The 26,790-nt window shown below is 49.1% G+C and carries 26 protein-coding genes; 19 read left to right on the top strand and 7 right to left on the bottom strand.

Features of this window, described 5'->3' with window-relative positions:
• Positions 1 to 225: 225 nt before the first annotated feature.
• Positions 226 to 1,251: a tRNA preQ1(34) S-adenosylmethionine ribosyltransferase-isomerase QueA gene (queA, locus tag J3B89_RS02485; protein WP_215396331.1), complete on the bottom strand. Its 1,026-nt coding sequence runs from the start codon at positions 1,249 to 1,251 to the stop codon at positions 226 to 228.
• A gap of 89 nt (positions 1,252 to 1,340) precedes the next feature.
• Positions 1,341 to 2,249, bottom strand: coding sequence for a hydrogen peroxide-inducible genes activator (locus tag J3B89_RS02490; protein WP_215395920.1), 909 nt, complete (start codon positions 2,247 to 2,249; stop codon positions 1,341 to 1,343).
• A 371-nt stretch (positions 2,250 to 2,620) separates the two neighbouring features.
• Here J3B89_RS02490 and J3B89_RS02495 point away from each other — a divergent pair, with 371 nt between their 5' ends.
• Positions 2,621 to 4,879, top strand: a complete 2,259-nt coding sequence (locus J3B89_RS02495; RefSeq protein WP_251372172.1) for a S8 family serine peptidase — start codon at positions 2,621 to 2,623, stop codon at positions 4,877 to 4,879.
• 61 nt (positions 4,880 to 4,940) lie between these two features.
• Here the strand turns inward: J3B89_RS02495 and J3B89_RS02500 are convergent, their stop codons facing one another.
• The 3 genes from J3B89_RS02500 to phoU all read right to left on the bottom strand — a co-directional run bounded on the left by J3B89_RS02500 (position 4,941) and on the right by phoU (position 7,768).
• Positions 4,941 to 6,209 (bottom strand): inorganic phosphate transporter, encoded by a 1,269-nt coding sequence (locus J3B89_RS02500; protein WP_215395921.1) that lies wholly within the window; start codon positions 6,207 to 6,209, stop codon positions 4,941 to 4,943.
• Positions 6,210 to 6,227: 18 nt separating this feature from the next.
• A complete protein-coding gene (locus tag J3B89_RS02505; protein ID WP_215395922.1) occupies positions 6,228 to 6,905 on the bottom strand; it encodes a TIGR00153 family protein in 678 nt (225 codons plus the stop codon).
• Positions 6,906 to 7,057: 152 nt separating this feature from the next.
• On the bottom strand, positions 7,058 to 7,768 hold the full coding sequence (phoU, locus tag J3B89_RS02510) for a phosphate signaling complex protein PhoU (protein ID WP_092789488.1): 711 nt from the start codon (positions 7,766 to 7,768) through the stop codon (positions 7,058 to 7,060).
• 256 nt (positions 7,769 to 8,024) lie between these two features.
• On the opposite strand from phoU, the gene J3B89_RS02515 reads away from it, so the two are divergent.
• The 14 genes from J3B89_RS02515 (at position 8,025) to J3B89_RS02580 (ending at position 21,661) form a co-directional block, all read left to right on the top strand.
• Positions 8,025 to 8,531 carry a glycine cleavage system transcriptional repressor gene (locus J3B89_RS02515; RefSeq protein WP_215395923.1) on the top strand — a complete coding sequence of 169 codons (507 nt, stop codon included), beginning with the start codon at positions 8,025 to 8,027 and terminating at the stop codon, positions 8,529 to 8,531.
• A 91-nt stretch (positions 8,532 to 8,622) separates the two neighbouring features.
• Entirely contained in the window at positions 8,623 to 10,743 is a 2,121-nt protein-coding gene (ppk1, locus tag J3B89_RS02520) for a polyphosphate kinase 1 (RefSeq protein WP_215395924.1), read from the top strand.
• Entirely contained in the window at positions 10,740 to 12,278 is a 1,539-nt protein-coding gene (locus J3B89_RS02525; RefSeq protein ID WP_215395925.1) for a Ppx/GppA phosphatase family protein, read from the top strand. Before ppk1 ends, J3B89_RS02525 begins: the two co-directional genes overlap by 4 nt.
• 159 nt (positions 12,279 to 12,437) lie before the next feature.
• Positions 12,438 to 13,160, top strand: coding sequence for a Tle-like phospholipase domain-containing protein (locus J3B89_RS02530; RefSeq protein ID WP_215395926.1), 723 nt, complete (start codon positions 12,438 to 12,440; stop codon positions 13,158 to 13,160).
• A gap of 4 nt (positions 13,161 to 13,164) precedes the next feature.
• Positions 13,165 to 13,926 (top strand): hypothetical protein, encoded by a 762-nt coding sequence (locus tag J3B89_RS02535; protein WP_215395927.1) that lies wholly within the window; start codon positions 13,165 to 13,167, stop codon positions 13,924 to 13,926.
• Positions 13,927 to 14,128: 202 nt separating this feature from the next.
• Complete coding sequence (locus J3B89_RS02540; protein ID WP_215395928.1) at positions 14,129 to 14,782, top strand: hypothetical protein; 654 nt, start codon at positions 14,129 to 14,131, stop codon at positions 14,780 to 14,782.
• 95 nt (positions 14,783 to 14,877) lie between these two features.
• Entirely contained in the window at positions 14,878 to 15,180 is a 303-nt protein-coding gene (locus tag J3B89_RS02545) for a HigA family addiction module antitoxin (RefSeq protein ID WP_215395929.1), read from the top strand.
• A 111-nt stretch (positions 15,181 to 15,291) separates the two neighbouring features.
• On the top strand, positions 15,292 to 15,666 hold the full coding sequence (locus J3B89_RS02550; RefSeq protein ID WP_215395930.1) for an ArsR/SmtB family transcription factor: 375 nt from the start codon (positions 15,292 to 15,294) through the stop codon (positions 15,664 to 15,666).
• Positions 15,667 to 15,670: 4 nt separating this feature from the next.
• On the top strand, positions 15,671 to 16,381 hold the full coding sequence (gene arsH / locus J3B89_RS02555) for an arsenical resistance protein ArsH (RefSeq protein ID WP_215395931.1): 711 nt from the start codon (positions 15,671 to 15,673) through the stop codon (positions 16,379 to 16,381).
• A 47-nt stretch (positions 16,382 to 16,428) separates the two neighbouring features.
• Positions 16,429 to 17,445 carry an ACR3 family arsenite efflux transporter gene (gene arsB / locus J3B89_RS02560; protein ID WP_215395932.1) on the top strand — a complete coding sequence of 339 codons (1,017 nt, stop codon included), beginning with the start codon at positions 16,429 to 16,431 and terminating at the stop codon, positions 17,443 to 17,445.
• A 29-nt stretch (positions 17,446 to 17,474) separates the two neighbouring features.
• Positions 17,475 to 17,963 (top strand): phosphatase domain-containing protein, encoded by a 489-nt coding sequence (locus tag J3B89_RS02565; RefSeq protein WP_215395933.1) that lies wholly within the window; start codon positions 17,475 to 17,477, stop codon positions 17,961 to 17,963.
• A 330-nt stretch (positions 17,964 to 18,293) separates the two neighbouring features.
• Positions 18,294 to 19,790 (top strand): alpha/beta hydrolase, encoded by a 1,497-nt coding sequence (locus tag J3B89_RS02570; protein WP_215395934.1) that lies wholly within the window; start codon positions 18,294 to 18,296, stop codon positions 19,788 to 19,790.
• A gap of 3 nt (positions 19,791 to 19,793) precedes the next feature.
• Positions 19,794 to 20,528, top strand: a complete 735-nt coding sequence (locus tag J3B89_RS02575) for an ABC transporter ATP-binding protein (protein ID WP_215395935.1) — start codon at positions 19,794 to 19,796, stop codon at positions 20,526 to 20,528.
• Complete coding sequence (locus J3B89_RS02580; protein WP_215395936.1) at positions 20,525 to 21,661, top strand: ABC transporter permease; 1,137 nt, start codon at positions 20,525 to 20,527, stop codon at positions 21,659 to 21,661. The genes J3B89_RS02575 and J3B89_RS02580 overlap by 4 nt, the downstream gene beginning before the upstream one ends.
• A gap of 60 nt (positions 21,662 to 21,721) precedes the next feature.
• On the opposite strand, the gene J3B89_RS02585 is transcribed toward J3B89_RS02580, so the two are convergent.
• Complete coding sequence (locus J3B89_RS02585; RefSeq protein WP_215395937.1) at positions 21,722 to 22,483, bottom strand: MBL fold metallo-hydrolase; 762 nt, start codon at positions 22,481 to 22,483, stop codon at positions 21,722 to 21,724.
• 129 nt (positions 22,484 to 22,612) lie between these two features.
• On the opposite strand from J3B89_RS02585, the gene J3B89_RS02590 reads away from it, so the two are divergent.
• The 3 genes from J3B89_RS02590 to J3B89_RS02600 are packed head-to-tail and all read left to right on the top strand — an operon-like array spanning position 22,613 to position 25,017.
• Positions 22,613 to 23,920: an amidohydrolase gene (locus tag J3B89_RS02590; protein WP_215395938.1), complete on the top strand. Its 1,308-nt coding sequence runs from the start codon at positions 22,613 to 22,615 to the stop codon at positions 23,918 to 23,920.
• A gap of 7 nt (positions 23,921 to 23,927) precedes the next feature.
• A complete protein-coding gene (locus J3B89_RS02595; protein ID WP_434223080.1) occupies positions 23,928 to 24,509 on the top strand; it encodes a DNA-3-methyladenine glycosylase I in 582 nt (193 codons plus the stop codon).
• A gap of 1 nt (position 24,510) precedes the next feature.
• On the top strand, positions 24,511 to 25,017 hold the full coding sequence (locus tag J3B89_RS02600; protein WP_215395940.1) for an arsinothricin resistance N-acetyltransferase ArsN1 family B: 507 nt from the start codon (positions 24,511 to 24,513) through the stop codon (positions 25,015 to 25,017).
• 22 nt (positions 25,018 to 25,039) lie between these two features.
• Here the strand turns inward: J3B89_RS02600 and J3B89_RS02605 are convergent, their stop codons facing one another.
• Positions 25,040 to 25,561: a M23 family metallopeptidase gene (locus tag J3B89_RS02605; RefSeq protein WP_215395941.1), complete on the bottom strand. Its 522-nt coding sequence runs from the start codon at positions 25,559 to 25,561 to the stop codon at positions 25,040 to 25,042.
• A 276-nt stretch (positions 25,562 to 25,837) separates the two neighbouring features.
• Between J3B89_RS02605 and J3B89_RS02610 the strand changes: the two genes are divergently transcribed.
• The gene (locus J3B89_RS02610; protein WP_285895583.1) at positions 25,838 to 26,740 is read left to right on the top strand and encodes an SDR family oxidoreductase; all 903 of its coding nucleotides are present in this window, start codon (positions 25,838 to 25,840) and stop codon (positions 26,738 to 26,740) included.
• Positions 26,741 to 26,790 lie beyond the last annotated feature (50 nt).

Genomic DNA, 26,790 nt, shown 5'->3' on the forward strand with positions numbered 1-26,790 from the left:
ACAGTCCGGCTTTTTTGCGCCGCCGATTATAGCAGCTTAAGTGACAGAAGCTAAGCTGAACCCGCCTGATGATGATTCAGCTGACTATCAAGGCTATAGCAGGGTGTTCTTATGCAGCAGCGGCAGGGATGCCGCGGAGGCTGAGACAGCACAGGGACGTGCTGTCGAAGGCGGCGAAATAAGAATTTCCCTGCCGTAGGCCCTCCCCCTTATCCAAGCACAATGTTAACTAATAAACATCGCATCGCCGTAAGAATAAAACCGGTATTGCTCGGCAATAGCAGTGTTATAGGCGTTCATTACATAATCGCGGCTACTGAATGCAGATACCAGCATAATCAGCGTAGATTCCGGCAAATGGAAGTTAGTGATCAGCGCGTCAATCACCTTAAACTCGTAGCCCGGATAGATAAAAATCTGTGTATCGCCGTTATAGGCCACCAGGTTGCCACCACCTTGTTGTGCGGCTGACTCCAGCGAGCGTACTGACGTTGTGCCCACAGCCACCACCCGGTTACCACGCGCTTTGCAGGCCGCCACAGCATCTACCACCTGTTGTGGCACCTCGACGTACTCGGCGTGCATTTTGTGCTCCAGCACATTCGCCACCCGTACCGGCTGAAAAGTACCGGCACCAACATGCAAAGTTACATAAGCAAATTCAACGCCTTTAGCTTTAAGCTTATCCAGCAGCGGCTGGTCAAAATGCAACCCGGCGGTGGGCGCAGCCACGGCGCCCGGTTTTTCGTTATACACTGTTTGATAACGTGCTTTATCTTCAGCGTTGTCGGGCCGGTCAATATAAGGTGGCAGCGGCATATGGCCTAAACGCTCCAGCATTTCAAGTACCGGCTCATTGCCTGTTACTTCCAGCTCAAACAACTCATCATGGCGCTGATTCATCAGCACTTTGGCACTGTTTTCCAGTATCAGCTCAGTGCCGGGCTTAGGTGCTTTACTGGCGCGCACATGGGCCAAAAAGCGCTTGTCGTCCAGTATGCGCTCTACCAGCACTTCTACTTTGCCACCTGAAGCTTTCTGGCCGAACAACCGCGCCGGTATCACTTTGGTATTGTTAAATACCAGCAAATCACCAGGCTGTAAAAAGCCGGCTAAGTCTTTAAAAATATGGTGTTGTAACTCGCCACTGTGTTTGTCCATGGCCAGTAAGCGGCTGGATGAACGTTCGGCTTTGGGAAAACGGGCAATAAGCTGCTCGGGTAGTTCGAATGAAAAATCTTTAACTTGCATACTTTTAGCTGGCATAGAAGGTTCCTTGGCTTTACCGACCAGAGGGCACGGCTGTAAAAAACAGCCGGCATTTTAGCAGAACAGCTGCCTTAACGGCACTTTTGTTGCAGCACTTCGCTAATCAAATCTGCCATCAGCCGGTAGCTGCGGGCCTTGGTTGATGTTGGCCGCCAGGCCACACCGATATCACGGTAAGCATTGCCGGTAGTGGGTGATTGTGTAACCAGCTCGGTACCATCGAGCAAACCACTGTTAATCGCCATTTGCGGCATAAACGTCACGCCCAGTTTATTGTTTACCATCTGGGTTAAGGTGTGCAGGCTGGTAGCAAAAAACGGGTTAACCTTGCGGCTGTCTTCCAGCTCACAGGCTTTTACTGCATGGTTAGTCAGACAATGCTCACGTTCCAGCAGAAAAATACTTTCATCCGGCCACTGGCTGATATCCTGGTTAAAACCGCGGTTTAGCCAGTCTTTATGCAGCACCAGTTTAAAGGCATCCTGCGATAACACTTCAGTGTGAAACGCGCCGGTTTCATACGGCAGTGCCAGCAGCACCATATCCAGCCGGCCTTCAGCCAGAGCATGCAACGAATTTTCAGAGGTATCTTCACGCAGCAACAGCTGTAAATCCGGATAACGCTGGCGGCACAATGCCATAACCTCGCTGAGGACAAAAGGCGCTATGGTGGGTATACAGCCTAAACGGAACGGCCCTGTCATCGGTTTACCCTGGCATTTGGCAAATTCAGTTAACTCACCGCATTGCTCAATAATATGCCGGGCCTGGCGCACCACATCTTCACCCAGCGGGGTAAAAATAAAGGTTTTATGATCGCGCTCCAGCAGTTGTGCGTCCATGGTTTCTTCTAAATTAGCAATAGCCGCACTGAGTGTTGACTGGCCGATATAACAAGCCTCAGCAGCACGGCCAAAGTGCTGGTGTTCATGTAACGCCAGCAGATACTGCAATTGTTTAATACTGGGCAAACGTTTCATTATTTATTCCGATTAAAAACATAAATGCCATTCTACAAAAGTGCTTAAACTTTACGCCCTGTAACCACGCTATGCAAGTGGCAGCCGGTAATTTTACGGCACACACAAAATTACAACTGATAAAAATTAGTAAACACAAATTCAACACCTTAAGTGATTTTCTCCACTTTCATGTAAACATGAGTTTGAATAACCGTATTATTTGTTATAGCGTAAATAGCTAATTGTATTAGAACAGTCAAAAGGCAGCTAACTGCCCTGCTGCAACAACTGAAGTCAATACAATAGTTCCCCCGTTTGCGAGTTGTGCTATCCGCGTTGTATCGGGTTCTGACAATTTAAAAACTATAAAAATCACCTGGAGGGTGAACATGTCCAGATCACATCACACTGTACTACTGATCGGCGTTAGCTTACTGGCAAGCGCAGTATCCAATGCCATGGCCGCATCAGCAGACTCATTACGTCAGGCCGCTGAACAAGCCAGCAGCGAGCGCTATATCGTAAAATATAAAGACAGCAGCCTGAGTAAAGATCCGCTGCTCAACCGCAGTAAAGCCGCAAAAGATAATGCGCTGTCGGCATTAACCTCTAATAGCGAGCGCTTAAGCCGGCAGGGTGCGCGTATTCACCATGTACTGGCCAAACGTAATGCCATAGCAGCCGAGCTAAGCCCGGCTGCGGTTAAAGCGTTAAAAGCAGATCCTAATGTGGAATACGTCGAACGCGATTTACCGCGTTTTCCTATGTCACAACAAGTGCCTTACGGCTATACCATGGTGCAGGCCGATCAGGTTAGTGACCAGTTTGCTTCTAACCAGACGGTATGTGTTATCGACTCTGGCCTGGGCTTACCGCATGAAGATTTTAACGATGCCAATATTACCGGCACCAATGATATAGGTACCGGTAACTGGTTTGACGCCGGTGGCCCGCACGGTACGCATGTAGCCGGTACCATTGCGGCGCTGAATAACGATGTTGGTATTGTTGGCGTGTTGCCCAACGGCAACGTAAAACTGCATATTATTAAAGTATTTAACGCTGGTGGCTGGGGTTATTCTTCTACTCTGGCACAGGCGGTAGATACCTGTGTGCAAAACGGCTCTACGGTAATTAATATGAGTTTGGGCGGCGCCGGTTCAAACGTAACCGAGCGCAATGCCATGCAGGCCGCCTATGACGCCGGTGTGTTACTTGTTGCTGCTGCCGGTAATGACGGCAACACCGCGATGTCGTATCCGGCCTCTTATGATTCTGTGGTATCTGTTGCAGCAGTTGACGACACTAAAGCCCATGCCGATTTCTCCCAACGTAATACACAGGTAGAACTGGCGGGCCCTGGCGTAGCCGTAATGAGTACTTATCCAACCGGTACAGGCCTGGAAACCAGCCTGACGGTTAACAGCACCACCTACAGTACTAACCCGTTGGAAGGCTCTGCCATGGCAAGTTTAAATGCTGAACTTGCCAGCTGCGGCCTTGCTGTAAATACCTGTACCGACGTTGCCGGTAAAATATGTCTGATCCAGCGAGGCGAAGTGTCTTTCGCGCAAAAAGTGGAGTCATGTCAGGCTGGCGGTGGTATTGGCGCGGTGATTTATAACAATGAACCAGGCAATTTCAGCGGTACTTTAGGTGATGCCCCTACTACTAATATCGTGGCGTTAAGCGTATCGCAGGAAGATGGCCAGTTACTGGTTGCTGAGGTAGGTAACGATGCCAGTTTATTTGCCGGCCCGTCTAACTACGGCCTGATGGACGGTACCTCTATGGCGTCACCGCATGTAGCCGGCGTAGCAGCATTGGTATGGAGCCATTACCCGGATTGTAGCAATGCACAAATCCGCAGTGCTTTAGCAGCAACAGCAGAAGATTTAGGCGCCGCTGGCCGTGATACGTCTTATGGCTATGGTTTGGTGCAAGCCAAAGCGGCGGTAGATTATCTGGCCGAGTTTGGTTGTGACGGCGATGGCGACGATAACGAGCCACCACCAACCGGCACTGAGCTGAGCAATGGCGTAACAGTATCAGGCATCAGCGCTGCTGCCGGTGAAGAATTGCTGTATACCCTGGCCGTACCTGCAGGCGCCAGCAACCTGTCATTTGTTATGAACGGCGGTACCGGTGATGCCGATCTGTATGTCAGGTTTGGCAGCGAGCCAACCGCATCAAGCTGGGACTGCCGGCCTTACCTGTTCGGTAATAACGAAAGCTGTGCTATTGACCCGGCACAAACCGGTACTTACTTTGTTAAGTTAGTAGCATACAGCGCCTTTACCGGTGTAAACCTGACCGGTAGCTTTACCGCACCGGATTTACCGGATGCCGGTGGCGAAACCATTACCAACATCAATATAGCGCGCCGTGCCTGGCAGCACTATACGCTGGATGTACCAGAAGGTATGGCCCAGCTAACGGTTGAGATCAGCGGTGGCACAGGTGATGCCGATCTGTACGTAAAATATGGCAGCCAGCCTACCAGTGGCAGCTATGATTGCCGGCCAAATAAAAACGGCAATAGCGAAACCTGTGTTATTAACAACCCGCAGGCCGGTGTCTGGCATTTCTCTGTATATGCCTTCCGGGCGGTAAGCGGCTTAACGCTGGTGAGTGAGTACCAGCCATAAGCGAGATAACCAGCATAAAAAAGCCCTCATTTGAGGGCTTTTTTGCAGCATAGTATCAGCATTAAATGCTGAAAATCGCCTTAAGAATATAGAAAAATACAATTGCCAGGCCAGCACCTACCGGCAGGGTAATAATCCACGAGATAAAGATATTACGCACCACACCTAAATTCAGCGCAGCAATACCACGGGCTAAACCTACACCTAACACTGCGCCAACCAGGGTTTGCGTGGTAGAAATAGGCAAACCGGTGCCAGAGGCGATAACCACGGTAGAAGCTGCAGACAACTCAGCAGCAAAACCACGGCTTGGCGTTAAATGCGTAATAGCCGTACCTACGGTTTTAATAACCCGTGCACCTAAGGTCGCTAAACCAATAACAATACCTACCGCGCCTAAAGGCAGTATCCACCAGGCCAGTTGTGCCTTACTGCTGATTTCGCCACCGGAGCTGACAACACTCACTACAGCAGCCAAAGGCCCTATCGCATTCGCCACATCGTTAGAACCATGAGCAAAAGCCATACAGCAGGCTGTGGTGATCATCAGTACACCAAAAATGCGCTCAACGTTATTAAACTGCATTTTTTTATCCGCTGCCGGGTCAAACTTAATACGGGAAATGACTACTTTACCAATCAAGCCCACCACCACCGCAATAGCCAGGGCAATGTAATAACCGGTTATAGTGCTGATATCCAGACCCACATGCACTAAACCTTTTTGCACAGTTACCAGTGACATCATAAAAGCAGCAAACGCCATATAGAACGGTACATACTTTTTAGCATTCGCCAGCGGATTATCGGTATCAAAAATCAGCCTTTGTGCACTCATAAAAAACATATAAGCCAGTACCCCTGCCAGCATTGGGGTAACAACCCAGCTGCCGACAATACCGCCTACTTTGTTCCAGTGTACGGCGTCCATGCCCACGCCTACCGCAGCAAAACCAATAATGGCGCCAACTATAGAGTGCGTGGTAGATACCGGCCAGCCAAAGTACGAGGCCACAATTAGCCAGGTGGCAGCAGCTAACAGCGCCGCTATCATGCCGTAAGCCATTAATTCAGGTGTATCAACAAAGAAAGAAGCGTCGGTAATACCGCCGCGAATGGTAGAGGTAACTGAACCGCCGGCAAGATAAGCACCGGCAAATTCAAAAATAGCAGCAATAAAAATAGCTTGTTTTATTGTCAGCGCTTTAGAACCTACAGAAGTGCCCATTGCATTGGCAACGTCATTGGCACCCACACCATAAGCCATTAAAAAACCGAACACGGCGGCGATAATAATCAGGATCAAACCGTATGATTGAATAATATCCATCAGGGAAACCTTTTAAAATTAACGGGCGAGCATAATTTCAAGACGCGAACCAACTTTAAGCGCGACGTCGGCTAAATCACCTACCCATTCCAGCGTGCGATACAGGAACATCACATCAATTGGGTTTAACTCTGTCTCGGCCAGACGCAAGGCTTTACGCAACTTGATTTGCATCTCGTCAGTGTCACCTTCGATGGTGTCCAGTTGTTCAACCATCTTAATAACCAGATCAACTTCACGGCCCCGAAAACCGGTTTCCAGTAGTTCATCCAGCTCGTTAATCACTTCACTTGCCAGTGCGGTAGCGTCAATACAGCGCTGCACATAGGCTTTAAAGCCAGCCTGCAGGCTTGCAGGAATAAGTAACTCGCGGCCCAGTACACGGCCGGTAATATCTTTGGTTTTGTTAGCAATTTTGTCTTGCTGCGACACCAATTCTAAAATGTCAGTCCGGTCTACCGGCAAAAATAGCCCACGCGGCAGATTAACGCGGATTTCGCGTTTTAATTTGTCGGCTTCCTTTTCCAACGCCACGATGTTTTTGCGTACATCCGCAGCTGTTTGCCAGTCCTGCACATACACTGCATCAAAAAATGGCAACAACAATTCACTCGCCTGATGCACCTTGCGAATATGTTCCTCTATTGGCTTAATCGGTGATTTGGCAAACACGGATAAAAAAGTACTAGCTGGCATAGCCTGGCCTCGTATGTTGGTTTGACGATAGTCGGCGCGCATTGTAACGGCATTCAAAGCGCATGAAAAACGAAAAATGAATACACAATGAAAACGCCCTGAGCAGAAGTCTAGTCAGGGCGTTGGCGATGTACAGTAAAAACAGATGAAAATCAGCTGCGTGCATCTTGCTCCAGCTGCTCAGCGCTGCTGTGGCGCACCACCTTACCTTTAACGAAAAAAATAATGTACTCAGCCAGATTTTTACAGCGATCGCCGATACGCTCCAGTGAGCGGGCCGACCAGAGTACATTCATAATTTTTGGAATAGAGCGCGGATCTTCAATCATATAGGTCATTAGCTGGCGGGTAATGGCCTCATATTCGCGGTCAACTTTCTTATCTTCTTTATGTACCAGCAAGGCGGTTTCTACGTCCATGCGGGCAAAAGCATCCAGTACATCGTGCAGCATCTGGCCTACATGGCGGCCTAAATTATCCAGATTTACCAGTAAGCCCTGCTGTTCTGAATTAAACGACTCCAGCGCCACCCTGGCAATACGGCGGGTTTCATCGCCGATACGCTCTAAATCAGCAATGGTTTTCATAATGGCCATAATCAGGCGTAAATCGCTGGCAGCCGGCTGGCGGCGCACAATAATGCGGGTGCACTCTTTATCAATCTGCAGCTCCCAGTTATTTACCTTTAAATCGTTGTCTATCACCTTTTGCGCCAGCTCGGCGTCAGCATCGGCAATGGCCATCAGCGCGTTATTCAGCTGTTGTTCGATTAAGCCGCCCATCGCCATTACATGGTTGCGCACTTCGTCAATTTCTTCATTAAAAGAGCTGGAAATATGTTTTGTTAAATTGAGTTTATCCACTGCGAACTCCGTGCATGTGTATGATAAGGTGAAACCAAAGGTGTGAGCCATCGCAAAAACAGCTTAAGTATAGTCAGAAACGCAACCGCAGTGCCAGCATAGCGCTAACCTGACAGGCTTAACTTACTAAATTTACAAATAATGTTAAGGCTACATTTTAAAAATCGGTAACAGGCGCTACACTCAGGTCGTGTAAGCGGCAAACTACGGTGTTTTTGGCCGATACGCTAATTTAAGTCTGACAGGAAAATAGCGCATGAAGCAGTTAGTACTGACCTTAATTGGTAAAGATAAAGCAGGTTTGGTCGAGACTCTGGCAACAGTGGTCAGCACACACAACGGTAATTGGATGGCCAGCAACCTTAGCCATCTGGCAGGTTATTTCGCCGGTATATTACAAGTAGAAGTGGCCGAGCAGGATTTAGCAGAGCTTACCGCTGCACTGGAAAAAATCAGTGATCTGGATATTAAAATTCAGCATGGTATTCCCAGCAGCCTGAACGAGCAGCAACATCTGAAATTTGTGATTACCGGTAACGATCGCCCGGGTATAGTGCGCGAGTTGTCATCGGTTATTAAACATAAAGGTACCAATATAGTGCACTTTGAAAGCAGCAAACAAAGCGCGCCAAACTGGGGAGTGCCGCTGTTTAATGCAGTAGCCACAGTAGAGCTGCCCTCCAGCGTTAGCCGTGACGAAGTGGTCAGGGCACTTGAAGCCATTGCCACTGATATTGTTGTTGATATTGAAACACAGGCCTGACATTTATACCGCAGCTGAACCTCAGCTGCGTTCATCTTATTGTCACAAAACTGCCATAGAGTAATAGCCAGTTGTAGTCAGGAGCTGGATCATGGAACATACCGACGCTGCCAACAGCGAATTTCCGCTTTACCCCCGCGAGCTTAGCTGGTTGTCTTTTAATGGCCGCGTGCTGCAGGAAGCCGCCGACGAGCGTAACCCACCGATAGAGCGCTTACGTTTTCTTGGCATTTATTCCAATAATATGGACGAGTTTTTCCGCGTGCGGGTAGCCGACGTTAAACGCCGCATTTTGCTGAAAAAGTACCAGCAAAGTGAACAGGAAGATGCAGAAGAGCTGATGCAGGAAATTCAGCAGCGCGTATTGCAGCTGGGCCAGCGCTTTAATGCTATTTATCTGGATATTCAGCTGGAACTTCGTAAGCACAATATTGAATTAATAGACAATTTTAAACTTACTGAGCTACAGTCCGGCTGGGTGCGCAGCTATTTTCGTGACGAAGTGATCAAGCATATTTCGCCGATGATTCTGTCGGGTGACGAGGTCAGTTTACCTAAGGCGTTGGAAGATAATACCACCTATCTGATGGTAGAAATGACCGGCAATGGTAAACCGGAATATGCCATAGTGCAGGTGCCTACCACCGAATTGTCGCGCTTTATTGAACTGCCGCTGCATTTAAACACCCGCAAGAAAAACGGCCATTACCGGCGGCAAATATTATTGCTGGACGATGTCATAGTGCATTGTATTGCCGACTTATTTGCCGGTTTTTTTGAGTTTGATCATATTCAGGCTTACTCGTTAAAACTGACCCGCGACGCTGAATACAATATCAGTGACACCCTGGATCAAAGCCTGCTGGATAAAATGTCTAAGGGTATTCGTCAACGCTTGAAATCGGAACCGGTGCGGCTGGTATATGATGCTGCCATGCCAGAACAAATGCTAAGAGTACTGAGCAAACAGCTGGGCACCAGCTCAACCGACTCGTTAATTCCCGGCAGCCGGTACCGCAATTTTAAAGACTTTATCAGCTTTCCGAATATCGGCCATCAAAGCACCGAATTTCCACCGATGCCGCCGCTAAAGAGCCCGGAGTTTGAGCAATACACTACCAGTTTTGACGCCATCCGCGCCGGCGATATTCTGCTGCACTACCCCTACCATAACTTTGGCTACTTTACCGAATGGGTGCGACAGGCATCATTCGACCCTAAAGTAACCCACATTAAAATGACCATGTACCGGGTAGCCAAACACTCACGGGTCATTCATTCATTACTGGATGCAGTGCGCAATGGCAAAAAAGTTACCGTGGTGGTTGAGCTAAAAGCGCGGTTTGATGAAGAAAACAATATCAACTGGGCGCGTAAAATGACCGAAGCCGGTATCCAGGTGGTATTTGGCTTAACCACACTGAAAATTCACTCTAAGTTATGCCTGATCAGCCGGATGGAAAAAGGCAAACTGATGCACTACGGCCATATCGGCACCGGTAACTTTAACGAGAAAACCGCACGTATATACACCGATATGAGCTTGTTTACCTGCCATCAGGAAATTACCGCAGAAGTCGGCCAGGTATTTGAGTTTATTGAATACAGCTACCGGCCATACCAGTTTAACCACCTGATTGTCTCGCCCACCTGGAGCCGGCCACGGCTGATGCAGCTTATTCAACGCGAAATCGATTTTGCTGTTAGCGGCCGCAAAGCGGAGATTTTCCTTAAGGTGAATAACCTGGTTGACCAGCAAATTGTTGACCTGTTGTACCGCGCCAGCCAGGCCGGGGTAAAAATTCGTATGATTATCCGCGGTATGTGCTCGCTTGTTCCCGGTTTGCCAGGCAAAAGCCAGAATATCAGAGTCATTTCTGTACTTGACCGCTTCTTAGAGCATTCTCGTATTTACGTGTTTCATAACGGCGGCGAAACCGACGTTTACCTGTCGTCAGCCGACTGGATGACCCGTAATATCGACCAGCGGGTAGAGGTAGGTGTACCGATATACGATGTGCGTTTAAAGCAACAAGTATTAGACACTCTGGATATTCAGTGGCGGGACAACGTAAAGGCACGTATTATTGATGCCAAACAAAGTAATGCCTATGTTAAACGCGGCAATAAACGCAGCATCCGCTCGCAGCAGCAGATCTACGAATATCTTGCCCGCCAGCAAGGGCAACTGATCAGTACCGAGACGGAATGAACGACAACCAACCAAGTAAAGATCGCCCGGACGACCACGCCTATATGGCAGCGGTCGATCTGGGCTCAAACTCTTTTCATATGGTAATAGCGCGGGTAATAGATGGCGATATTCAGCTGTTACACCGCGAGAAACAAAAAGTACAACTGGCCGAAGGCTTAAACGAGCAACTGGTATTAAGTGAAGAAGCCATAGAGCGCGGCCTGAATGTGTTGGCACAATTTGCCGATACCTTACTCCCTTTTGCACCGCAGTCAGTGCGGGTTATTGCCACCTACACCCTGCGCCGGGCCCGCAATTCAGCCACTTTTTTACGCCGTGCCAAAGCCATATTCCCCTTTCCGATAGAAGTGATCTCCGGCCAGGAAGAAGCCCGTTTTATTTATCAGGGGGTAGCGCATTTTGAGCATTTCTCTGGCCGGCGGCTGGTAATAGATATTGGTGGCGGCAGTACCGAATTTGCCATTGGCGAGGGCGTGCAGCCGCTGCGGCTCAGCAGCCGCAATATGGGTTGTGTCAGCTACGCGTTGCAGCATTTTGCCCAGGGCCGCATTAGTGAAAAACGTTTTAACCGCGCTATTTTACAGGCCGAGCAAGAGCTGGAGCCGATTGTCAGCAGCTTTAAAGCCGCCGGCTGGCAGCAGGCAGTAGGCACCTCTGGCACGGTAAAAACCATCCGCGATATTATTGTCGGTATGGGGTTAAGCAGCAATGCACTTGAACTACCACACCTGCTGGCGCTAAAAGAGCATCTGGTGCAGCAGGAAAACAGCTATCAACTGGACTTACCCGGCCTGACAGATGATCGCAAACTGCTGATTTGCTCTGGCCTGGCAATTCTGATTGCCGCCTTTAATCTACTGCAAATCGAGCAACTGATTTATATTGACGCAGCTCTGCGCGAAGGCGTGCTATACGAAATGAGTGACCGGCTGCAGCATCTGGATATACGCGAACACAGCGTGGCCAGCCTGCAACGCCGGTATGACGTAGATATGGCGCAGGCAGAGCGGGTTAGCCAAACCGCACTGTTGTTGTTTAGCCAGGTACGTAGCCAGTGGCAACTGACCGATGAAGACGCCATGTTGCTGGGCTGGGCAGCTACTTTATACGAAGTAGGCCTGCACATTAACTCGTCCGGTGTACAAAAACACTCGGCTTATATTCTGCAAAATGCCAACCTGCCTGGCTTTAACCAGGAACAACAGCAGCTTATCGCCACGCTGGTGCGGTTTCACCGCCGTAAAATCCGTGCCGATGAAATACCAGCCTTTAGTTTGTATCAACTACCGCAAGTTATATGTCTGCTGGTACTGTTACGCCTGGCTGTACTGCTAAACCAAAAGCGCCGCGACGACCTGCTGCCAGAACTACAAGCCGAAGCCGGTAGCCAGTATTTGCAACTTAAACTCGGTACAGACTGGCTAGCACAACAAAGCTTGCTGGCAGCCGATTTAATGCTGGAGCAAAAATCGCTGAAAAAAATCGCTTTTGTGCTCGATTGCCCCGGGTTAGTGGATGCAGTGCCGGGGTAAATCAGCTGTAGCATTTAAAACTGTGCTTGTGCAGCGCAGTTTTATGCTCAATATCATCTGCCCTGAACACAAAACAACAACCCAGATACAAATTGAACAATTTGACAACAAATAAGCAACCAAATACTATTCAGGTACTTCACTCTACAAGGAATAGTAATGGCTTCTGTATTAGATTTAGCAAAATGCTGCAGTGCAGTGTATGAAACAGCACCCAATGTTCCAGGCTTAAACCTTATTCGCCGCTATAGTCATCCAACAGATGGCTTTTTTGCTGCCCTGTTCAAAAAAGGCAATACCGCTATTTTTGCAGTGCGCGGTACCGATGATCTGCGTTACGATGTTCCAAGTAACGCTTCGCTCTTCGCCGGTGCTATGCCTGCGCAGTACCGCCCAGCTCGTGATTCACTTAACCTTGCACTAAGAGAAGCGGAAGTAAACGCAGAAAACTTTTATGTCACTGGCCATTCATTAGGCGGCGGTTTAGCAGCATTATTATCGGCTAAACACAGTTCACCTTTACCTCTGGTCACTTTTAATGCACCGGGTATGTTAAGGGCTGCAACCAGCTCTAACTTTGGTTTAATTGGCAATTTAATTAACCGTGCCCGCCTAAGTGGTTACCGCAATAACTTTAAAAAGGTGCTGCATATCCGTAGTGAGCACGATACCGTATCGGTGGGTACAGGCCCCAGAATTACCGGCAATACCCGCACGCTTAGCAATAACCAATGTGGCAATATCAGCCTGGCTGGCAGAATATCGCCAGCACTTGGCGCAGCACAAGCCGGGCAACGCACATTATGCGCCCATAGCATGGCAGGCTTAGTACAATTAATTGCGGCAGAGACTGAATTTACTAAACCAATTAGCTGGAGTTAGCCGCATGCGTTTTTTGTTATTACTGTTGGCGGCTATTGTATTGCTGAGTTGCTCTGAGCCTGATGCCGTATCAGCGCCTAAACAACCCGAAAACATAACAAAGCATGACCCTAAACAGTATTCTTCGCTAAACGAGCAATTGGTATACACCGCACGTTTTGCTGAGATTTTCGGCCTGGACCCGGCAAACGCGATTAAACTTGATCCCAGTGTACTAGCGATTCGAATTTACTGGACGGTATTTGCCAATCAGGAATCTTTATTTTCGCTATATGAACCGCACGAATACCGTGACAACTTACCCAGCATGAGAATTCAGTTGTTTCTGGATAGAAGCATTCCTGTGAACCTGAGCAGAGAAGAAGGCACTTTATACAATTACGAGTCTTTTGTGCGCTCTGGTTTTCGCTACTTTCAGCATAAACCTCCCCAACCAACTGAGGAGATGGAACAATCTGATTATCAAGAGTTTTATAACCGTATTATTTTAAGCAGCAATGTTGAAGGTTCGATGACCAGCACCATCAATCGCTATAAACGCACACTGGTACCCGGTGTAACAGCAATCGAGTTTGATGGCGGGCTATATAAAGCACCATTTGCTATTTTCTTATATATTGGTAACCAACCTGCTAGCCCCGAGATAGTGGTACCCCAGCAAGATCGGGTTGCACTATCAAACGAGGACTACGATCCCGCGCTGTTTTTCAGAATTCGTGTACCGGATGAAATGACTCCAGTCCTTAATCAGCCATACCGCGAATAACCCGCCTATGAATACTGCTAAACAGTTCGGTTTTATAACCTGTATGCACTCGTTACTATAAGCTGAAAACGCTTGCACCTGTAAGTCATTGTAGCAGTCGAAAAGCAAAGTAATGTGAACTGCATTAAATGCTCAAAGGCTGGTTAATCCGTATTTAGACGCTTATGGCGTTTGATTACACTATGGAGACTTTGGAGGTAACATGTGGGAAGGACTAAACGCTGTTGCGACTTGTATCTCAGCTCTAGCGGCATGCTTTGCTACTTATTTTGCTGCCAGCACCCTTAAGCAAAGTAACCTGGCTAAACGTGCCGAATTTCTCGAGTCACGGCCTCTATTTACTTTTGCTAGCTTTGCTCTCACACGCCCGACAGTCTCAAAAGCTCTCAGTACTGAGAAAGAAATTCTTGATCCTAGAGTAGGTATCATATCAGGCTATATTCGTAATTCCGGCCGTCGTCCTGCATGCAACGTCTCGGGTTTTGTATTTGTACTACCGCATGAACAGCGCAAAGAGGTCAAAGCCTTCCCTATAGGAATAGCCGATGATGCAATGCCTAATACGGAATGGAATGTCAAGAGTGGCTATATTCAGGTTGTTCCAGACAACTTTCCAGGATCAGATGTGGCTAACTACAACGACCCAGACTTTTTCGTAGCGATCGCAATTGCCTACGATGACACGGCTGCAAGCACTTCTTATACGCAAGTGTCCTTTATGAAATGGCCCGGTGTGACTAACAATGTGGTATCTGGCGTATTGATAGCGGCAACATCAGAAGAGAAGCGACTGATGCTTCAACAGCACGCAAACTTGCTTCTGCAATTTCAGCGCCCACCTAACAATGCTTCTTAGTTTCCGTGTGGAGGTTGAGCATTTTTCACCCTACACTTTAATCGTTACGCCACAGGTAACGCTTTAAAATTAAGATGCACTTCAGTGAGGCTGATATGACAGTTTTAACACGTAGCACCAAGTTAGCTGTGCAACATCCTGGGCAGGTATTGCTGCAGCGTTGCCTGCAACCACATAAACTGAGTATCGCAGAGGCTGCGGCCAAACTGCATATCAGCCGTAAGCAGTTATCGTTGTTTGTTAACGGCCACAGCTCTGTATCGGTATTACTGGCTAAAAAGCTCGAGCTTGGCACCGGCATCAGCGCGCAGTTTTGGCTAAATCGGCAGCAAAAATATGATCTGCATAAAGCTGCAACGCTCAATGTGGTAGCAGAGCCGCTGTACCAATATGGCTAATCAATACAAATAGCAGCGCCCGGTAACACCCGCCTTTTTCATTTTGTTATTTGACATTGCCTGATTACGGGCGTAAATTTCGTTTATCGTCGAATAACGATAATAAAATAAATGAGCCCAGAAAACGATCCATCCAATGAGCAACTGGCAGCTATTGCCAAAGCTTTAGCGCACCCTGCACGCATTCAGATTATCCGTTTGCTGCTTAGCAAAACCTCCTGTATTGGCGGCGAGATCACCCACGAGGTTGGTCTGGCGCAATCGACAGTATCGGAGCATTTGCGCATTCTAAAAGCCGCTGGCGTGGTGGCAGGTGAAATAGAACACCCGCGCGTATGCTACTCGCTTAACCTTAACAGCTTGTTACCACTAATGAGCCTGCTACAGCTTGTGGCCGATACAGCAACAACCGTTGCTGGCAGCGATGGCCTGTGTTGCCCCCTTACGCCGCAATCTTGTGATCTGCCATCTCGTGATCGGGAGTAACCCTATGCACAACTTACCTAATATTAACCCAGCGCTATTACAACAACCGGACAATGCTCAGGTGTTTGCCGATAAACCTTCTGCACATAAACCGCGTATTTTGTTGTTATATGGCTCATTGCGCCAGCGCTCGTTTAGCCGGCTGGTAACAGAAGAAGCTGCACGCCTGTTAGATGCCATGGGCGCAGAAATCCGTATTTTTAACCCGGCAGGCTTACCGCTGCCAGACAGCGAAGATGTGAGTCACCCTAAAGTAGCCGAGCTGCGCGAATTGGTAGAATGGTGTGAAGGCATGGTGTGGTGCTCACCCGAGCGCCACGGCGCCATGACCGGCATTATGAAAACCCAAATTGACTGGATCCCGTTATCGCTTGGCGCAGTGCGGCCAACTCAGGGTAAAACCCTGGCGGTAATGCAGGTATGCGGCGGCTCACAGTCTTTTAATACTGTTAATCAGATGCGGGTGTTAGGGCGCTGGATGCGTATGCTGACCATTCCAAACCAGTCTTCTGTTGCCAAAGCTTATCAGGAATTTGATGACAACGACCGGATGAAACCGTCACCCTATTACGACCGCATAGTTGATGTAATGGAAGAGCTGGTTAAATTTACCCTGCTGGTACGCGATCGTAGCGGCTACCTTGTAGATCGCTATTCCGAGCGCAAAGAATCGGCAGAAGCGGTAGCAACGCGGGTAAATCAGAGCACTATGTAGCTGGATAACTGGTTTGGTATTGTAATTACACAACAAGGTCGTTGTTAATGGGTATTTTTGAACGTTATTTATCAGTTTGGGTTGGCCTTTGCATACTAGCCGGGGTACTACTGGGCAACATGCTGCCGGCAGTGTTTCAGGCCATTGCCGCGCTGGAATATGGCCAGATCAACTTAGTGGTAGCCGTGTTGATTTGGCTGATGATTTACCCGATGATGGTACAAGTTGATTTTGCTGCCATTAAAGACGTCGGTAAAAAGCCTAAAGGTTTAGTGCTGACATTGATAATGAACTGGCTGGTAAAGCCCTTTACCATGGCTGCATTAGGCTGGTTGTTTTTTAAAGTGTTTTTTGCCGGCTGGGTAGACCCGCAAAGCGCCAATGAATATATCGCCGGTATGATTTTACTCGGTGTTGCACCTTGCACTGCGATGGTGTTTGTCTGGAGCCAGCTTACTAAAGGTGATGCCAACTACACGCTGGTGCAGGTGTCGGTAAACGACATTATTATGATTTTCGCCTTTGCGCCGCTGGCTGCTCTACTACTGGGCGTTAGTGATATTACCATCCCTTGGCAAACGCTTTTATTGTCCGTGTTGCTATATGTACTGCTGCCACTGATTGCCGGCGTGCTAACGCGTAAGCAGCTTAATAATGGCAGCAGTGAGCAGCGAATTGGCCAATTCTTAGCTAAAGCCAAACCCTGGTCGATGCTTGGTTTGCTGGCCACCGTAATGCTGCTATTTGGTTTTCAGGCGCAAGCCATTGTAACCAAGCCACTGATTATTCTACTGATTGTGATACCCTTACTTATTCAAACCTATGGCATTTTTGCTATTACTTATGCTGTAGCGAAAAAAATACGCCTGCCGCACAATATTGCCGCACCGGCTTGCATGATCAGCACTTCTAACTTTTTTGAACTGGCGGTGGCAGTGGCTATCGCCTTATTTGGCTTAAACAGCGGAGCCGCCCTGGCCACCGTTGTTGGCGTACTGGTAGAAGTACCGGTAATGCTATCGCTGGTATGGTTTGCTAACCGCACCCGGCACTGGTTTAACTAACTGAATAAAAAACTACTACAGGACAAAATATGAGCCATCCGTTTGATATATTAGCGCTAAGTACCGGGCAACTGATTTTTACACCCTGCCCCGGCACAAAAGGCGTGGGCCTTACCGATAGCATTGCCCAGCTTAAAGCTGCCGGTGCGGCTGCCATTATTACGCTGATGCCACAGCAGGAGCTGGCACAAAATAACGTTGATAATCTGGGCGCTATATGCGGCGAGCTTGGCTTGCAGTGGTTTCAGTTACCGGTAGAAGATGATTGCGCGCCACAACAACCGTTTGAGCAGGCTTTTGCCACCCATAAAGCCGCAATACTGTCCTTGCTGCAAGCCGGCAACACGGTAGCTATTCACTGCAAAGGTGGCTCTGGCCGCACCGGCTTAATGGCGGCGATACTGATGACACAACTGGGTTATAGCAAAGCCGACGCCACAGCAAAGGTACAAGGGCTGCGGCCCGGAGCCTTATGCCACACAGTGCATAAGGACTACTTTGCTGCCTTTAACAGCTAACCTTACATAAATGCTGCTTTGGCCTGCACTGAGCAGTGCCAAAGCAACACTCTCACTTCTCACTCAGCACTCAACACTCAACACTCAACACTCAACACTCAAAACTTATCCTAACCGTCGCCCCTGAGTCTGTGTTTGCGGCAAAAGTGTTACATAAATAAAAAAATTAAATGTTGTAACAGTGCTGCTTCCCTGAGCGACTTAATTATCAAACAGCTTAACAAGCTTGTTCTGTTGATTATCAATACCTTGAGGAGCACCCGTTTGAACACACTAAAATTAAAATACCTATGCGCTGCCTGGCCGCTTGTTGCGGCAACGGCGTTACTGATGCCGGCAGCAGCAAGTGCACAGCAGACAAAATTAATAACGCCACAACAGGCGAAGCCTGCCCTGACCCCTTGTTATGCCAAAAATTTAACTGACCGTATGCTGTGCGGCAGTATTCGTCGGCCGCTGCACGCTAACGCGCCCACTCAAGATGCCAGCATCGATATTCATTTTGCCGTGCTGCCCGCAATTAACCCGTTGCACCCACAAGAGGCGGTACTGGGCTTTGCCGGAGGGCCTGGTCAAGCCGCATTTGATGCGGCGGCAACCTTTGTTCATGGCCTGCGCTACGCCCGGGAAAGCCGCGATATTCTGCTGGTCGATCAACGTGGTACCGGAAAGTCCGGGTTGCTGCAATGCGATAGCCTGGACTTAACCAGCCAGTTTGCGCTGGATGAAAACAACCTGGATATGGCAGCAATAACGCGCCAGGAAACCGCGCTGTGCCTGGACAAATTACAGGTCGACCTTAGCCATTACACTACAGTAGCCGCCGCTGCGGATTTTGAAGCGGTACGTCTGGCGCTGGGCTATCAAAAGCTGCATTTGTATGGTGGCTCGTACGGCACGCGGATGGCGCAGGAATATATGCGCCAGTATCCGGATGCCGTGCTCACTGCCACTCTGGATGGCGTCGTGCCGTTTAACCAAAGCTTCGGCGCTATGGGTGCTGCCTCTGATGCGTCGTTGGAAGCCGTCTACACTTACTGTGATGCGTCACCAGAATGCCGCCAGCAGTTTCCTGATGCCAGGGCGCAATTGCAGCAGCTACAACAAAGGCTGACAGCCCAAACTATCAGCACAACAGTGCGCCACCCACGCACTTATGAGCTGATTGAACTGAAACTGACCAGAGCTAAGCTACAACAAGCACTGCGCTTTGCACTCTACAGTAATCGTTACCGTGCAATGATCCCGATGGTGGTAGAACAAGCTAGCCAAGGTGACTATAGTGCACTTGTCGGCTTAATGCTGGCACAGGATTTTGCTGCCGATTTATCCATCGGGGTTAACTTTGCCGTTGTCTGCGGCGAAGACCGGCCATTTTGGACCGCTCAAAGCCAGGCTGAGTTTACTAAAAGCTATTTAGGTCACAGCTGGCTGCAGGGCGCCGAGGCCAGCTGTAATGTGTGGCAGGTTAAGCCGGTCGCTGCTGATTACACGGTGCCACTACAAACCGACACGCCAGTGCTGTTGTTATCCGGTGGCTTAGATCCGGCCACCCCGCCTGGTTGGGCTGAACTGGCGATGGCGCAGATGAGCAATGCGCGCCATCTGATTGCACCTCATGCAACCCACATTGTCGCTTCGCAAACTTGTGCCCCAAAACTGATTAGCCAGTTTATTAACCAGCAGTCTGCCAGCACATTGGATGATAACTGTTTAAAACAAGAACTGCGCCATCCCTTTTTAACCAATGCCAATGGTACCGCCATGACAGCGGCAGCGGCACTGCAGATAAGCCCGGTATCAACCCCCATCAGCGATCAGGAATAAACCATGATTAAAGTAACTGATTTACATAAAAAAATAGGCCAGGTGCAAGCATTAAACGGCCTGAGTTTTCAGGCAGAAAATGGCACCATCACCGGCTTATTAGGCCCCAATGGTGCCGGAAAAACCACCTGTTTACGCACCCTGTTTGGCTTACTGAAAGCAGACAGCGGCAGCGCAGAAATTGACGGCCTGAATGTGGCAACCCAAAGCACACAAGCAAAGCAACAGCTGGGGCTGTTTCCCGATCCCTGTGGCTTATATGAACGGCTAACACCGCGCGAATATGTGCAGTTTTTTGCCGAGCTCAATGGCATGAGCACACAAGATGCCAAACTCGCCACCGCCGAAGCCCTCAGTTTGTTAAAAATGCAGGATATCGCCGATAGGCGCTGTCAGGGTTTTTCACAGGGCCAACGGATGAAAACCGCGCTAGCCCAAGCCATAGTGCATAAGCCCACCAATATTGTTTTGGACGAGCCGACCCGCGGTTTAGATGTCATGAGCACCCGGCTGCTGCGCGATTTACTGCTGATGTTAAAACAGCAAGGCCATTGCGTGCTGTTTTCCAGCCATGTCATGCAAGAAGTGGCCGCGCTGTGTGATCAAGTGGTGGTTATGGCTAAAGGCCGGGTAGTAGCACAGGGCTCACCGGCCGAACTCTGTCTACGTACCGGCAAAACCAGCCTGGAAGATGCATTTATTAGCCTGATAGGCACCGATGAAGGAATTGCAGCATGATGAACTTATTCCGTACTTTGTTTCGTAAAGAACTGCTGGATGCCAGCCGTGATAAACGCTCGGTAATGGCCGGACTGTATTATTCTGTTGGCACACCTCTACTGATGTGCTTGCTGTTTTCAGTGCTGTTCAAGCAGCTTAGCTCCAGCGATGAGTTACTGATCAGCATCGACAACGCTGACGCCGCGCCGGCGCTGGTGCAATATCTTGCCAACAAAGATATCCGCCATGGCGAAGGGGATGACGTCAAAGCTATTCGCTTAGTTTTCAGCACTGATTTTCAGCAGCACATGCAGCAAGGCCGGCCAGCAACCGTTATTATTGATACCGATCGTGCCAACGACCAGCTGCAAACCGCTATCCGCCGCTTAGAGCGTGAGCTTGGCCGTTACAACAGTGACATTGCCACTTTACGCCTGATGGCACGAGGTATAGATCCACAATTGATGCAGCCGGTGGATGTGCAGTTACAGGATCAGGCCACACCAGACTCCCGCGGCGGCACCTTCTTAGCCATTGCCACCCTGAGCATTATTTTAACGCTGTTCTACGCCGCGATGAACCTGGCCATAGACACCAGTGCCGGCGAGCGTGAGCGTAATTCGCTAACACTGTTACTCAGCCAGCCACTGAATAGCCTGCAGCTGGTATTAGCTAAAATTACCGCCATCGCTTGTTTTTCCATGCTGGGCTTGCTGGTTATTCTGCTTGTGTCCAAGTTTGCCTATGGCATGGTGCCCTGGCAGCAACTGGGCTTTAACATCAGCTTAAATGCCGACTTTATGCTGTTCACACTGCTGATTGGCTTGCCGCTGGCACTTCTGTCAGCCAGTTTACAAGTAATGGTATCTTTCGTGGCCAAGTCGTTTAAAGAAGCGCAAACCTACGTGACTATGGCACTGCTGGTACCGGCGGGCCTGAGCATGGTGACAGCTTATAACATAGCGCCGGATTACCTGCAGTGGCTGCCAATAGCGGCGCAGCAACAAGCTATGATCGCTTATTTAAAAGGCAGCACCATCGCCATGCCGCAACTGTTGGTATCTGGCCTGCTGACATTGGCTATCTTTGCCGGCTGCAGTTACGCCAGCAGCCGGCTGTTAAAAAGCGAAAAAGTGGTGTTTGGTTTATAAGCAAAACCCGCCAGTGCTAAACGGCACTAGCGGTTACTCAAACTCACATCAGCAATATATTTAATGCGAATTACTCTGCCAGCCCAAGGTATGCAAAATGCGGTTACGCATTGAATGCCAGTGGTTTTTCGGCAAGGTTGGGGCTTGTGCCAGAATGTCATTAAAATTGATGCTGTCGCCCGCGCGGGGCGGCAGATGAGCAAAATACAGCTGATTCGGTTGCAACGCGCTAACGCGCTTAAGTGACTGTTTATATTGATTAGGGTGACAAACGGGATAAGGTGGCACCAAGCGTTTTTTAACCGACACAATTAAATCAGCAATATACAACTGTTTACTGGGCTGGTGCATAAGCGACACATCATGGTCGGTATGACCAGGGGTATAGATCACCTGCCAGTCTGGAAAATCAGGCAGGAGCTGCTCATCTAACAGCACCATATCTGCTTTTAGTATCGGATTATACCAGATATGACGTTTGGGCTTGCCCAGCCGGTTGGCTACCCACCAGGTTAAGCTAACATCAATGACATGCGCTGTACGGCCCAGTAGCCCGGAGTACCACAGGCAAGCTTTGGGATGGCAGGCAATGCGGGCGCCGGTTTTGCGCCGTAACAGATGTGCCCCACCAGCATGATCCGGATGCATATGTGTTACCACCACCAGCTTAAGCGCAGTTAGCGGCAACGCTAATTTTTGGCTGATAAAGTCACACACTGTGGATACATCGGCACGGCTGCAACCATCAAGCAACAGTAAACCTGCCGCATCCTGCACCAGATAAATGTTCTGAATGTATCCCGGAATAATATGTAACTGCATTGGCCTGCGTCTGTTTTTGAAGCAACTGGTCCGACATTACCTAAGCTAACGGCAATTTTCCAGCAACAATTGCCATTTTCATCAGTGGCGCTTAAGGTAGTAGCACTATAAAAAAATGATGGAGTTACTATGCGCTGGTCACTGTTAAGCCTGGCTTTATTACCGCTGTTACAAACCCCGATAGCTGCTGCCGGGCAACGGCAAGAGCTCAGCAAGCAAATTGAACAAGTAATGCCTAAGGTTATAGCGTGGCGCCGTGATATTCACCAACACCCGGAATTATCTAACCGCGAAGTGCGTACTGCAGCCAAAGTGGCGGCTCATCTGGAAAAACTCGGCTTAGAAGTGCGTACCGGCATTGCCCATACCGGTGTAGTGGGTATTTTAACAGGCGCGAAACCCGGCCCTGTAGTAGCACTGCGCGCGGATATGGACGCACTGCCGGTAACCGAGCAAACCGGGCTGCCATTTGCATCAAAAGTTATCAGTGAATTTAACGGTCAGCAAACCGGCGTAATGCATGCCTGTGGCCATGATGCCCATGTGGCTATGCTAATGGGCGCTGCCGAAGTGCTGAGCAAACAAAAAGCCGATATTGCCGGTACCATTATGTTTGTGTTTCAGCCCGCCGAAGAAGGCCCGCCGGCCGGTGAAGAAGGTGGCGCCAAGATGATGCTGGCCGAAGGCCTATTTGCTAACCCCAGCCCCAGCGCCATTTTCGGCCTGCATGTCTGGCCCGGAGAACCCGGCCAGCTGCAGGTAAAAACCGAAGGCATTATGGCGGCGGCCGATAGCTTTCAAATTACCGTTAAGGGCAAACAAGTACATGGCTCGTCACCATGGCGTGGTATAGACCCGATCAACGTTACCGGCCAGTTAATCAGCGCTATTAACCTGATACCGGCGCGGCAAATTGATGTCACCAAAGCACCGGCCGTGGTGTCATTTGGCCAGGTACATGGCGGTATTCGCTGGAATATTATTCCCGATGACGTAAAGCTCGAAGGCACCATCCGTACCTTTGACAGTGAAATGCGTGAAGACTTAATTGCCCGCATGGCGCATACCAGCGAGCATATTGCCAAAGCCAGCGGCGCTGAAGCACATTTTCACGTGCATAATTTTGCAGCTGTAACCTGGAATGATCCGGCATTAACTGAGTGGGCGATGCCAAGCCTGAAATGGGCTGCCGGCGACAAAGGCGTAGCGTCTATTAAACCCATTACCGGCGCCGAAGACTTCTCGTTTTACCAGCAACAAATTCCGGGCGTGTTTTTCTTTTTAGGCATCTCACCCGAAGGTAAACCGCTTAGCGAAGTGCCGCCAAACCACTCACCGATGTTTGATGTTAACGAAGATGCACTGATAAACGGCGTACGGGCATTAACCGGCCTGGCATTGGATTATCTGGCCCAGCCACCCAAGCTGGAAAAATAAGGAACCTATGATGAACACACCGTGCCGCTGCCACTGGGTAGATTTAACCAAACCGGATTATGTTGCCTACCACGATACAGAATGGGGCGTGCCGGTGTATGACGACAACAAGCTGTTTGAGTTTTTAACGCTGGAAGCAGCACAGGCCGGGCTTAGCTGGTACACGGTACTGAAAAAGCGTGATAGCTACCGTGCCGCTTTTGCTAATTTTGACCCGGTAAAAGTAGCCGCCTTTGATGACGCCAAAGCGGCTGAACTGCTGCAAAACCCCGGTATTATCCGCAACCGGTTAAAAGTAGCTGCGGCTATTAATAACGCCGCCCGGTTTTTAGAAGTACAAGCCGAGTTTGGCAGCTTCAGCAACTACCAATGGCGCTTTGTAAACGGCCAGCCGCAGTTAAACAGCATTGCCAGCCCGGCCGATTACCGCGCTACCAGCCCGGAATCAGATGCAATGAGCAAAGACCTAAAAAAGCGTGGCTTTAAGTTTGTTGGCTCCACCATTATTTACGCCCATATGCAGGCCTGCGGTATGGTAAATGATCATCACAATAACTGCTTTCGCAAAACACAGGTAGTAGCAAACTAAGATGCAACCGGCTGAGATTACAATACGTGCAGCGAATACTGGTGATGCTGCAGCAATAGTGGCTATTTATAACCACTACATTACCAATACTGCAGTGAGCTTTGAAACCGAAGAAATTGATGCACCACAGATGCAAAACCGGATCAGCGAGGTACTGCAGGCCAACCTGCCCTATCTGGTAGCTGAAGATAGCAACGGTAATATCACCGGTTATGCCTATGCCACTAAATGGCGGGCCAGGTTTGCTTACCGTTTTTCGGTAGAGATCAGCGTCTATCTGGCGCCTGGTGCTACCGGTGCCGGTATAGGTTCAATGCTGTATCGCCAGCTATTTTCCCAACTGAAACAACGCGGTATTCATGCGGTTATTGCCGGCATTGCTCTGCCAAATGATGCCAGCATAGCGCTGCATAAAAAATTTGCTATGACGCAGGTAGCCGAGTTTAAACAGGTGGGTTTTAAGTTTAATCAATGGCTGGATGTCGGCTACTGGCAGGTGTTGTTGTAACATTTTTCACCAGAGTAGCTATTCAATCGTTTGAGTGCGTAAGATAATTGCCAGGGTCAATATAAAACATTTTTTTATAGCCCTGGCTGCTGCCGTCTGCCGCCCAGGGTGCAGGAATAAGCCGTACTATAGAATAATGCAGATGAGGCGGTTTGCCTTTGGCATTACCGCTATCTCCTATCGTACCAATAACCTCACCCGAACTTACCGCTGTAAAACCGGTGATATTTATGCTGTTAAGGTGCGAAAAATAATGCAGCCGCCATTTCGGCCCCAACACCAATACTACCTTACCGCCTTTGGATATTTCGCCCTGATATAACACTATGCCGGCTGTTGTACTGGTTACAGCAGTACCCTTTTTAGCAAAAATATCAATCCCCTTGTGCACGCCGGAGCTGCCCCAGGGTTCATACCAGAAAGTGTCCGGGTGCCAGTCGCGGTGGGTAGCACCAGCCACCGGCATTTTAATGCGCTCGGGCAATGCAAAGCCTGCAACCAGCACAGCCAGAATTAACAACAGCAAGTAATTTTTTATTTTCATAGTGCCAAGATATAACTGAGCTAAAGTTAATAGCTAATTAACAACCACTGTGCTTGCGACATTCTGTTGCTTATGAAAGTTTTACGTTTTACGCCGGTAAGATATTCAGCCCCGGCTCAATTTCTACTCCCGTTATCCCGCTCACTCACCAGCCTCTAACAACCCTTCTGCCTGATTCAATTGCGCTATTCGTTAGCCTGGCGGTATAGGCACAAAACCTGCTTACCGTGCTTATATCCCTAGTATCGTTCTGTGTAACTTAACCGGAGGTACCTGATGAAGACGCAAAACCAGTGCAGTATGCAAGATCCCCGTAAGCAGTATCAGATAGATAACACCCACTATGATGAAACCCAGCCTGACCCTGCGCTTGATGCAATATTATCGCCCAGAGCGGATCACGGTGAAAACAGCTATCAGGGTAGTGACAGATTAACAGGCCGAAAAGCGCTGATCACCGGTGGTGATTCAGGTATTGGCCGCGCTGTAGCTATTGCCTTTGCCCGCGAAGGCGCTGATGTGGTGATCAGCTATCTCCCGTCTGAAGAACAAGATGCTCATACCGTGCTAAAAGAATTGCACGCCGCTGAGGTAAAAGCCTATGCAGTAGCCGGCGATATTTCAGATGAAAAGTTTTGCCAAAGCCTGGTGCGACAAGCAGCTGAAAAGCTGGGCAGTATCGATATACTGGTAAATAACGCCGGCAAGCAACAGTTTGTGGCGGAATTGGCGGAGCTAAGCAGTGAACAATTTCAGCAAACTTATGCAACCAATGTGTTTGCCATGTTTTGGATTACCAAAGCTGCACTGCCGCATATGCCAGCCGGTGCCAGTATAATTAATACTACGTCAATCCAGTCTTACCAACCATCGGCCGGTTTGCTGGACTATGCCTCCAGTAAAAGCGCTATTACCGGCTTTACCAAAAGTTTAGCTAAGATGCTGATCAAAAAAGGCATAAGGGTTAATGCCGTAGCGCCGGGCCCAATTTGGACGCCGTTACAACAAAGTGGTGGCCAACCTGCAGACAAACTGGAAGAATTTGGCCAGAATACACCGATGGGCCGCCCCGGCCAGCCGGCTGAATTAGCACCGGCTTACGTTTATCTGGCGTCGCAGGAATCTGGTTATGTTACCGCTGAAGTACTTGGCGTAACCGGCGGCCAGCATCTGCCATAAGATAAAAACTGCAACAGACAGGTTGGTAAATATTACATTGCAGAACAGCA

Origin of the sequence: Rheinheimera oceanensis, from assembly GCF_018831085.1 — a bacterium.
Lineage (GTDB): Bacteria > Pseudomonadota > Gammaproteobacteria > Enterobacterales > Alteromonadaceae > Alishewanella > Alishewanella oceanensis.

Excerpts from the sequence above, each read along its gene's own strand:
- J3B89_RS02585 (WP_215395937.1), bottom strand. The coding sequence starts at position 22,483 with ATGCAGTTACATATTATTCCGGGATACATTCAGAACATTTATCTGGTG.
- J3B89_RS02550 (WP_215395930.1), top strand. The coding sequence starts at position 15,292 with ATGAGCCCAGAAAACGATCCATCCAATGAGCAACTGGCAGCTATTGCC.
- J3B89_RS02530 (WP_215395926.1), top strand. The coding sequence starts at position 12,438 with ATGGCTTCTGTATTAGATTTAGCAAAATGCTGCAGTGCAGTGTATGAA.
- J3B89_RS02545 (WP_215395929.1), top strand. The coding sequence starts at position 14,878 with ATGACAGTTTTAACACGTAGCACCAAGTTAGCTGTGCAACATCCTGGG.
- J3B89_RS02580 (WP_215395936.1), top strand. The coding sequence starts at position 20,525 with ATGATGAACTTATTCCGTACTTTGTTTCGTAAAGAACTGCTGGATGCC.
- arsH (WP_215395931.1), top strand. The coding sequence starts at position 15,671 with ATGCACAACTTACCTAATATTAACCCAGCGCTATTACAACAACCGGAC.
- queA (WP_215396331.1), bottom strand. The coding sequence starts at position 1,251 with ATGCAAGTTAAAGATTTTTCATTCGAACTACCCGAGCAGCTTATTGCC.
- J3B89_RS02535 (WP_215395927.1), top strand. The coding sequence starts at position 13,165 with ATGCGTTTTTTGTTATTACTGTTGGCGGCTATTGTATTGCTGAGTTGC.
- J3B89_RS02540 (WP_215395928.1), top strand. The coding sequence starts at position 14,129 with ATGTGGGAAGGACTAAACGCTGTTGCGACTTGTATCTCAGCTCTAGCG.
- J3B89_RS02570 (WP_215395934.1), top strand. The coding sequence starts at position 18,294 with ATGCCGGCAGCAGCAAGTGCACAGCAGACAAAATTAATAACGCCACAA.
- J3B89_RS02605 (WP_215395941.1), bottom strand. The coding sequence starts at position 25,561 with ATGAAAATAAAAAATTACTTGCTGTTGTTAATTCTGGCTGTGCTGGTT.
- J3B89_RS02575 (WP_215395935.1), top strand. The coding sequence starts at position 19,794 with ATGATTAAAGTAACTGATTTACATAAAAAAATAGGCCAGGTGCAAGCA.
- J3B89_RS02565 (WP_215395933.1), top strand. The coding sequence starts at position 17,475 with ATGAGCCATCCGTTTGATATATTAGCGCTAAGTACCGGGCAACTGATT.
- J3B89_RS02525 (WP_215395925.1), top strand. The coding sequence starts at position 10,740 with ATGAACGACAACCAACCAAGTAAAGATCGCCCGGACGACCACGCCTAT.
- J3B89_RS02500 (WP_215395921.1), bottom strand. The coding sequence starts at position 6,209 with ATGGATATTATTCAATCATACGGTTTGATCCTGATTATTATCGCCGCC.
- J3B89_RS02505 (WP_215395922.1), bottom strand. The coding sequence starts at position 6,905 with ATGCCAGCTAGTACTTTTTTATCCGTGTTTGCCAAATCACCGATTAAG.
- J3B89_RS02590 (WP_215395938.1), top strand. The coding sequence starts at position 22,613 with ATGCGCTGGTCACTGTTAAGCCTGGCTTTATTACCGCTGTTACAAACC.
- J3B89_RS02495 (WP_251372172.1), top strand. The coding sequence starts at position 2,621 with ATGTCCAGATCACATCACACTGTACTACTGATCGGCGTTAGCTTACTG.
- J3B89_RS02595 (WP_434223080.1), top strand. The coding sequence starts at position 23,928 with ATGATGAACACACCGTGCCGCTGCCACTGGGTAGATTTAACCAAACCG.
- J3B89_RS02515 (WP_215395923.1), top strand. The coding sequence starts at position 8,025 with ATGAAGCAGTTAGTACTGACCTTAATTGGTAAAGATAAAGCAGGTTTG.
- J3B89_RS02490 (WP_215395920.1), bottom strand. The coding sequence starts at position 2,249 with ATGAAACGTTTGCCCAGTATTAAACAATTGCAGTATCTGCTGGCGTTA.
- ppk1 (WP_215395924.1), top strand. The coding sequence starts at position 8,623 with ATGGAACATACCGACGCTGCCAACAGCGAATTTCCGCTTTACCCCCGC.
- arsB (WP_215395932.1), top strand. The coding sequence starts at position 16,429 with ATGGGTATTTTTGAACGTTATTTATCAGTTTGGGTTGGCCTTTGCATA.
- J3B89_RS02600 (WP_215395940.1), top strand. The coding sequence starts at position 24,511 with ATGCAACCGGCTGAGATTACAATACGTGCAGCGAATACTGGTGATGCT.
- J3B89_RS02610 (WP_285895583.1), top strand. The coding sequence starts at position 25,838 with ATGAAGACGCAAAACCAGTGCAGTATGCAAGATCCCCGTAAGCAGTAT.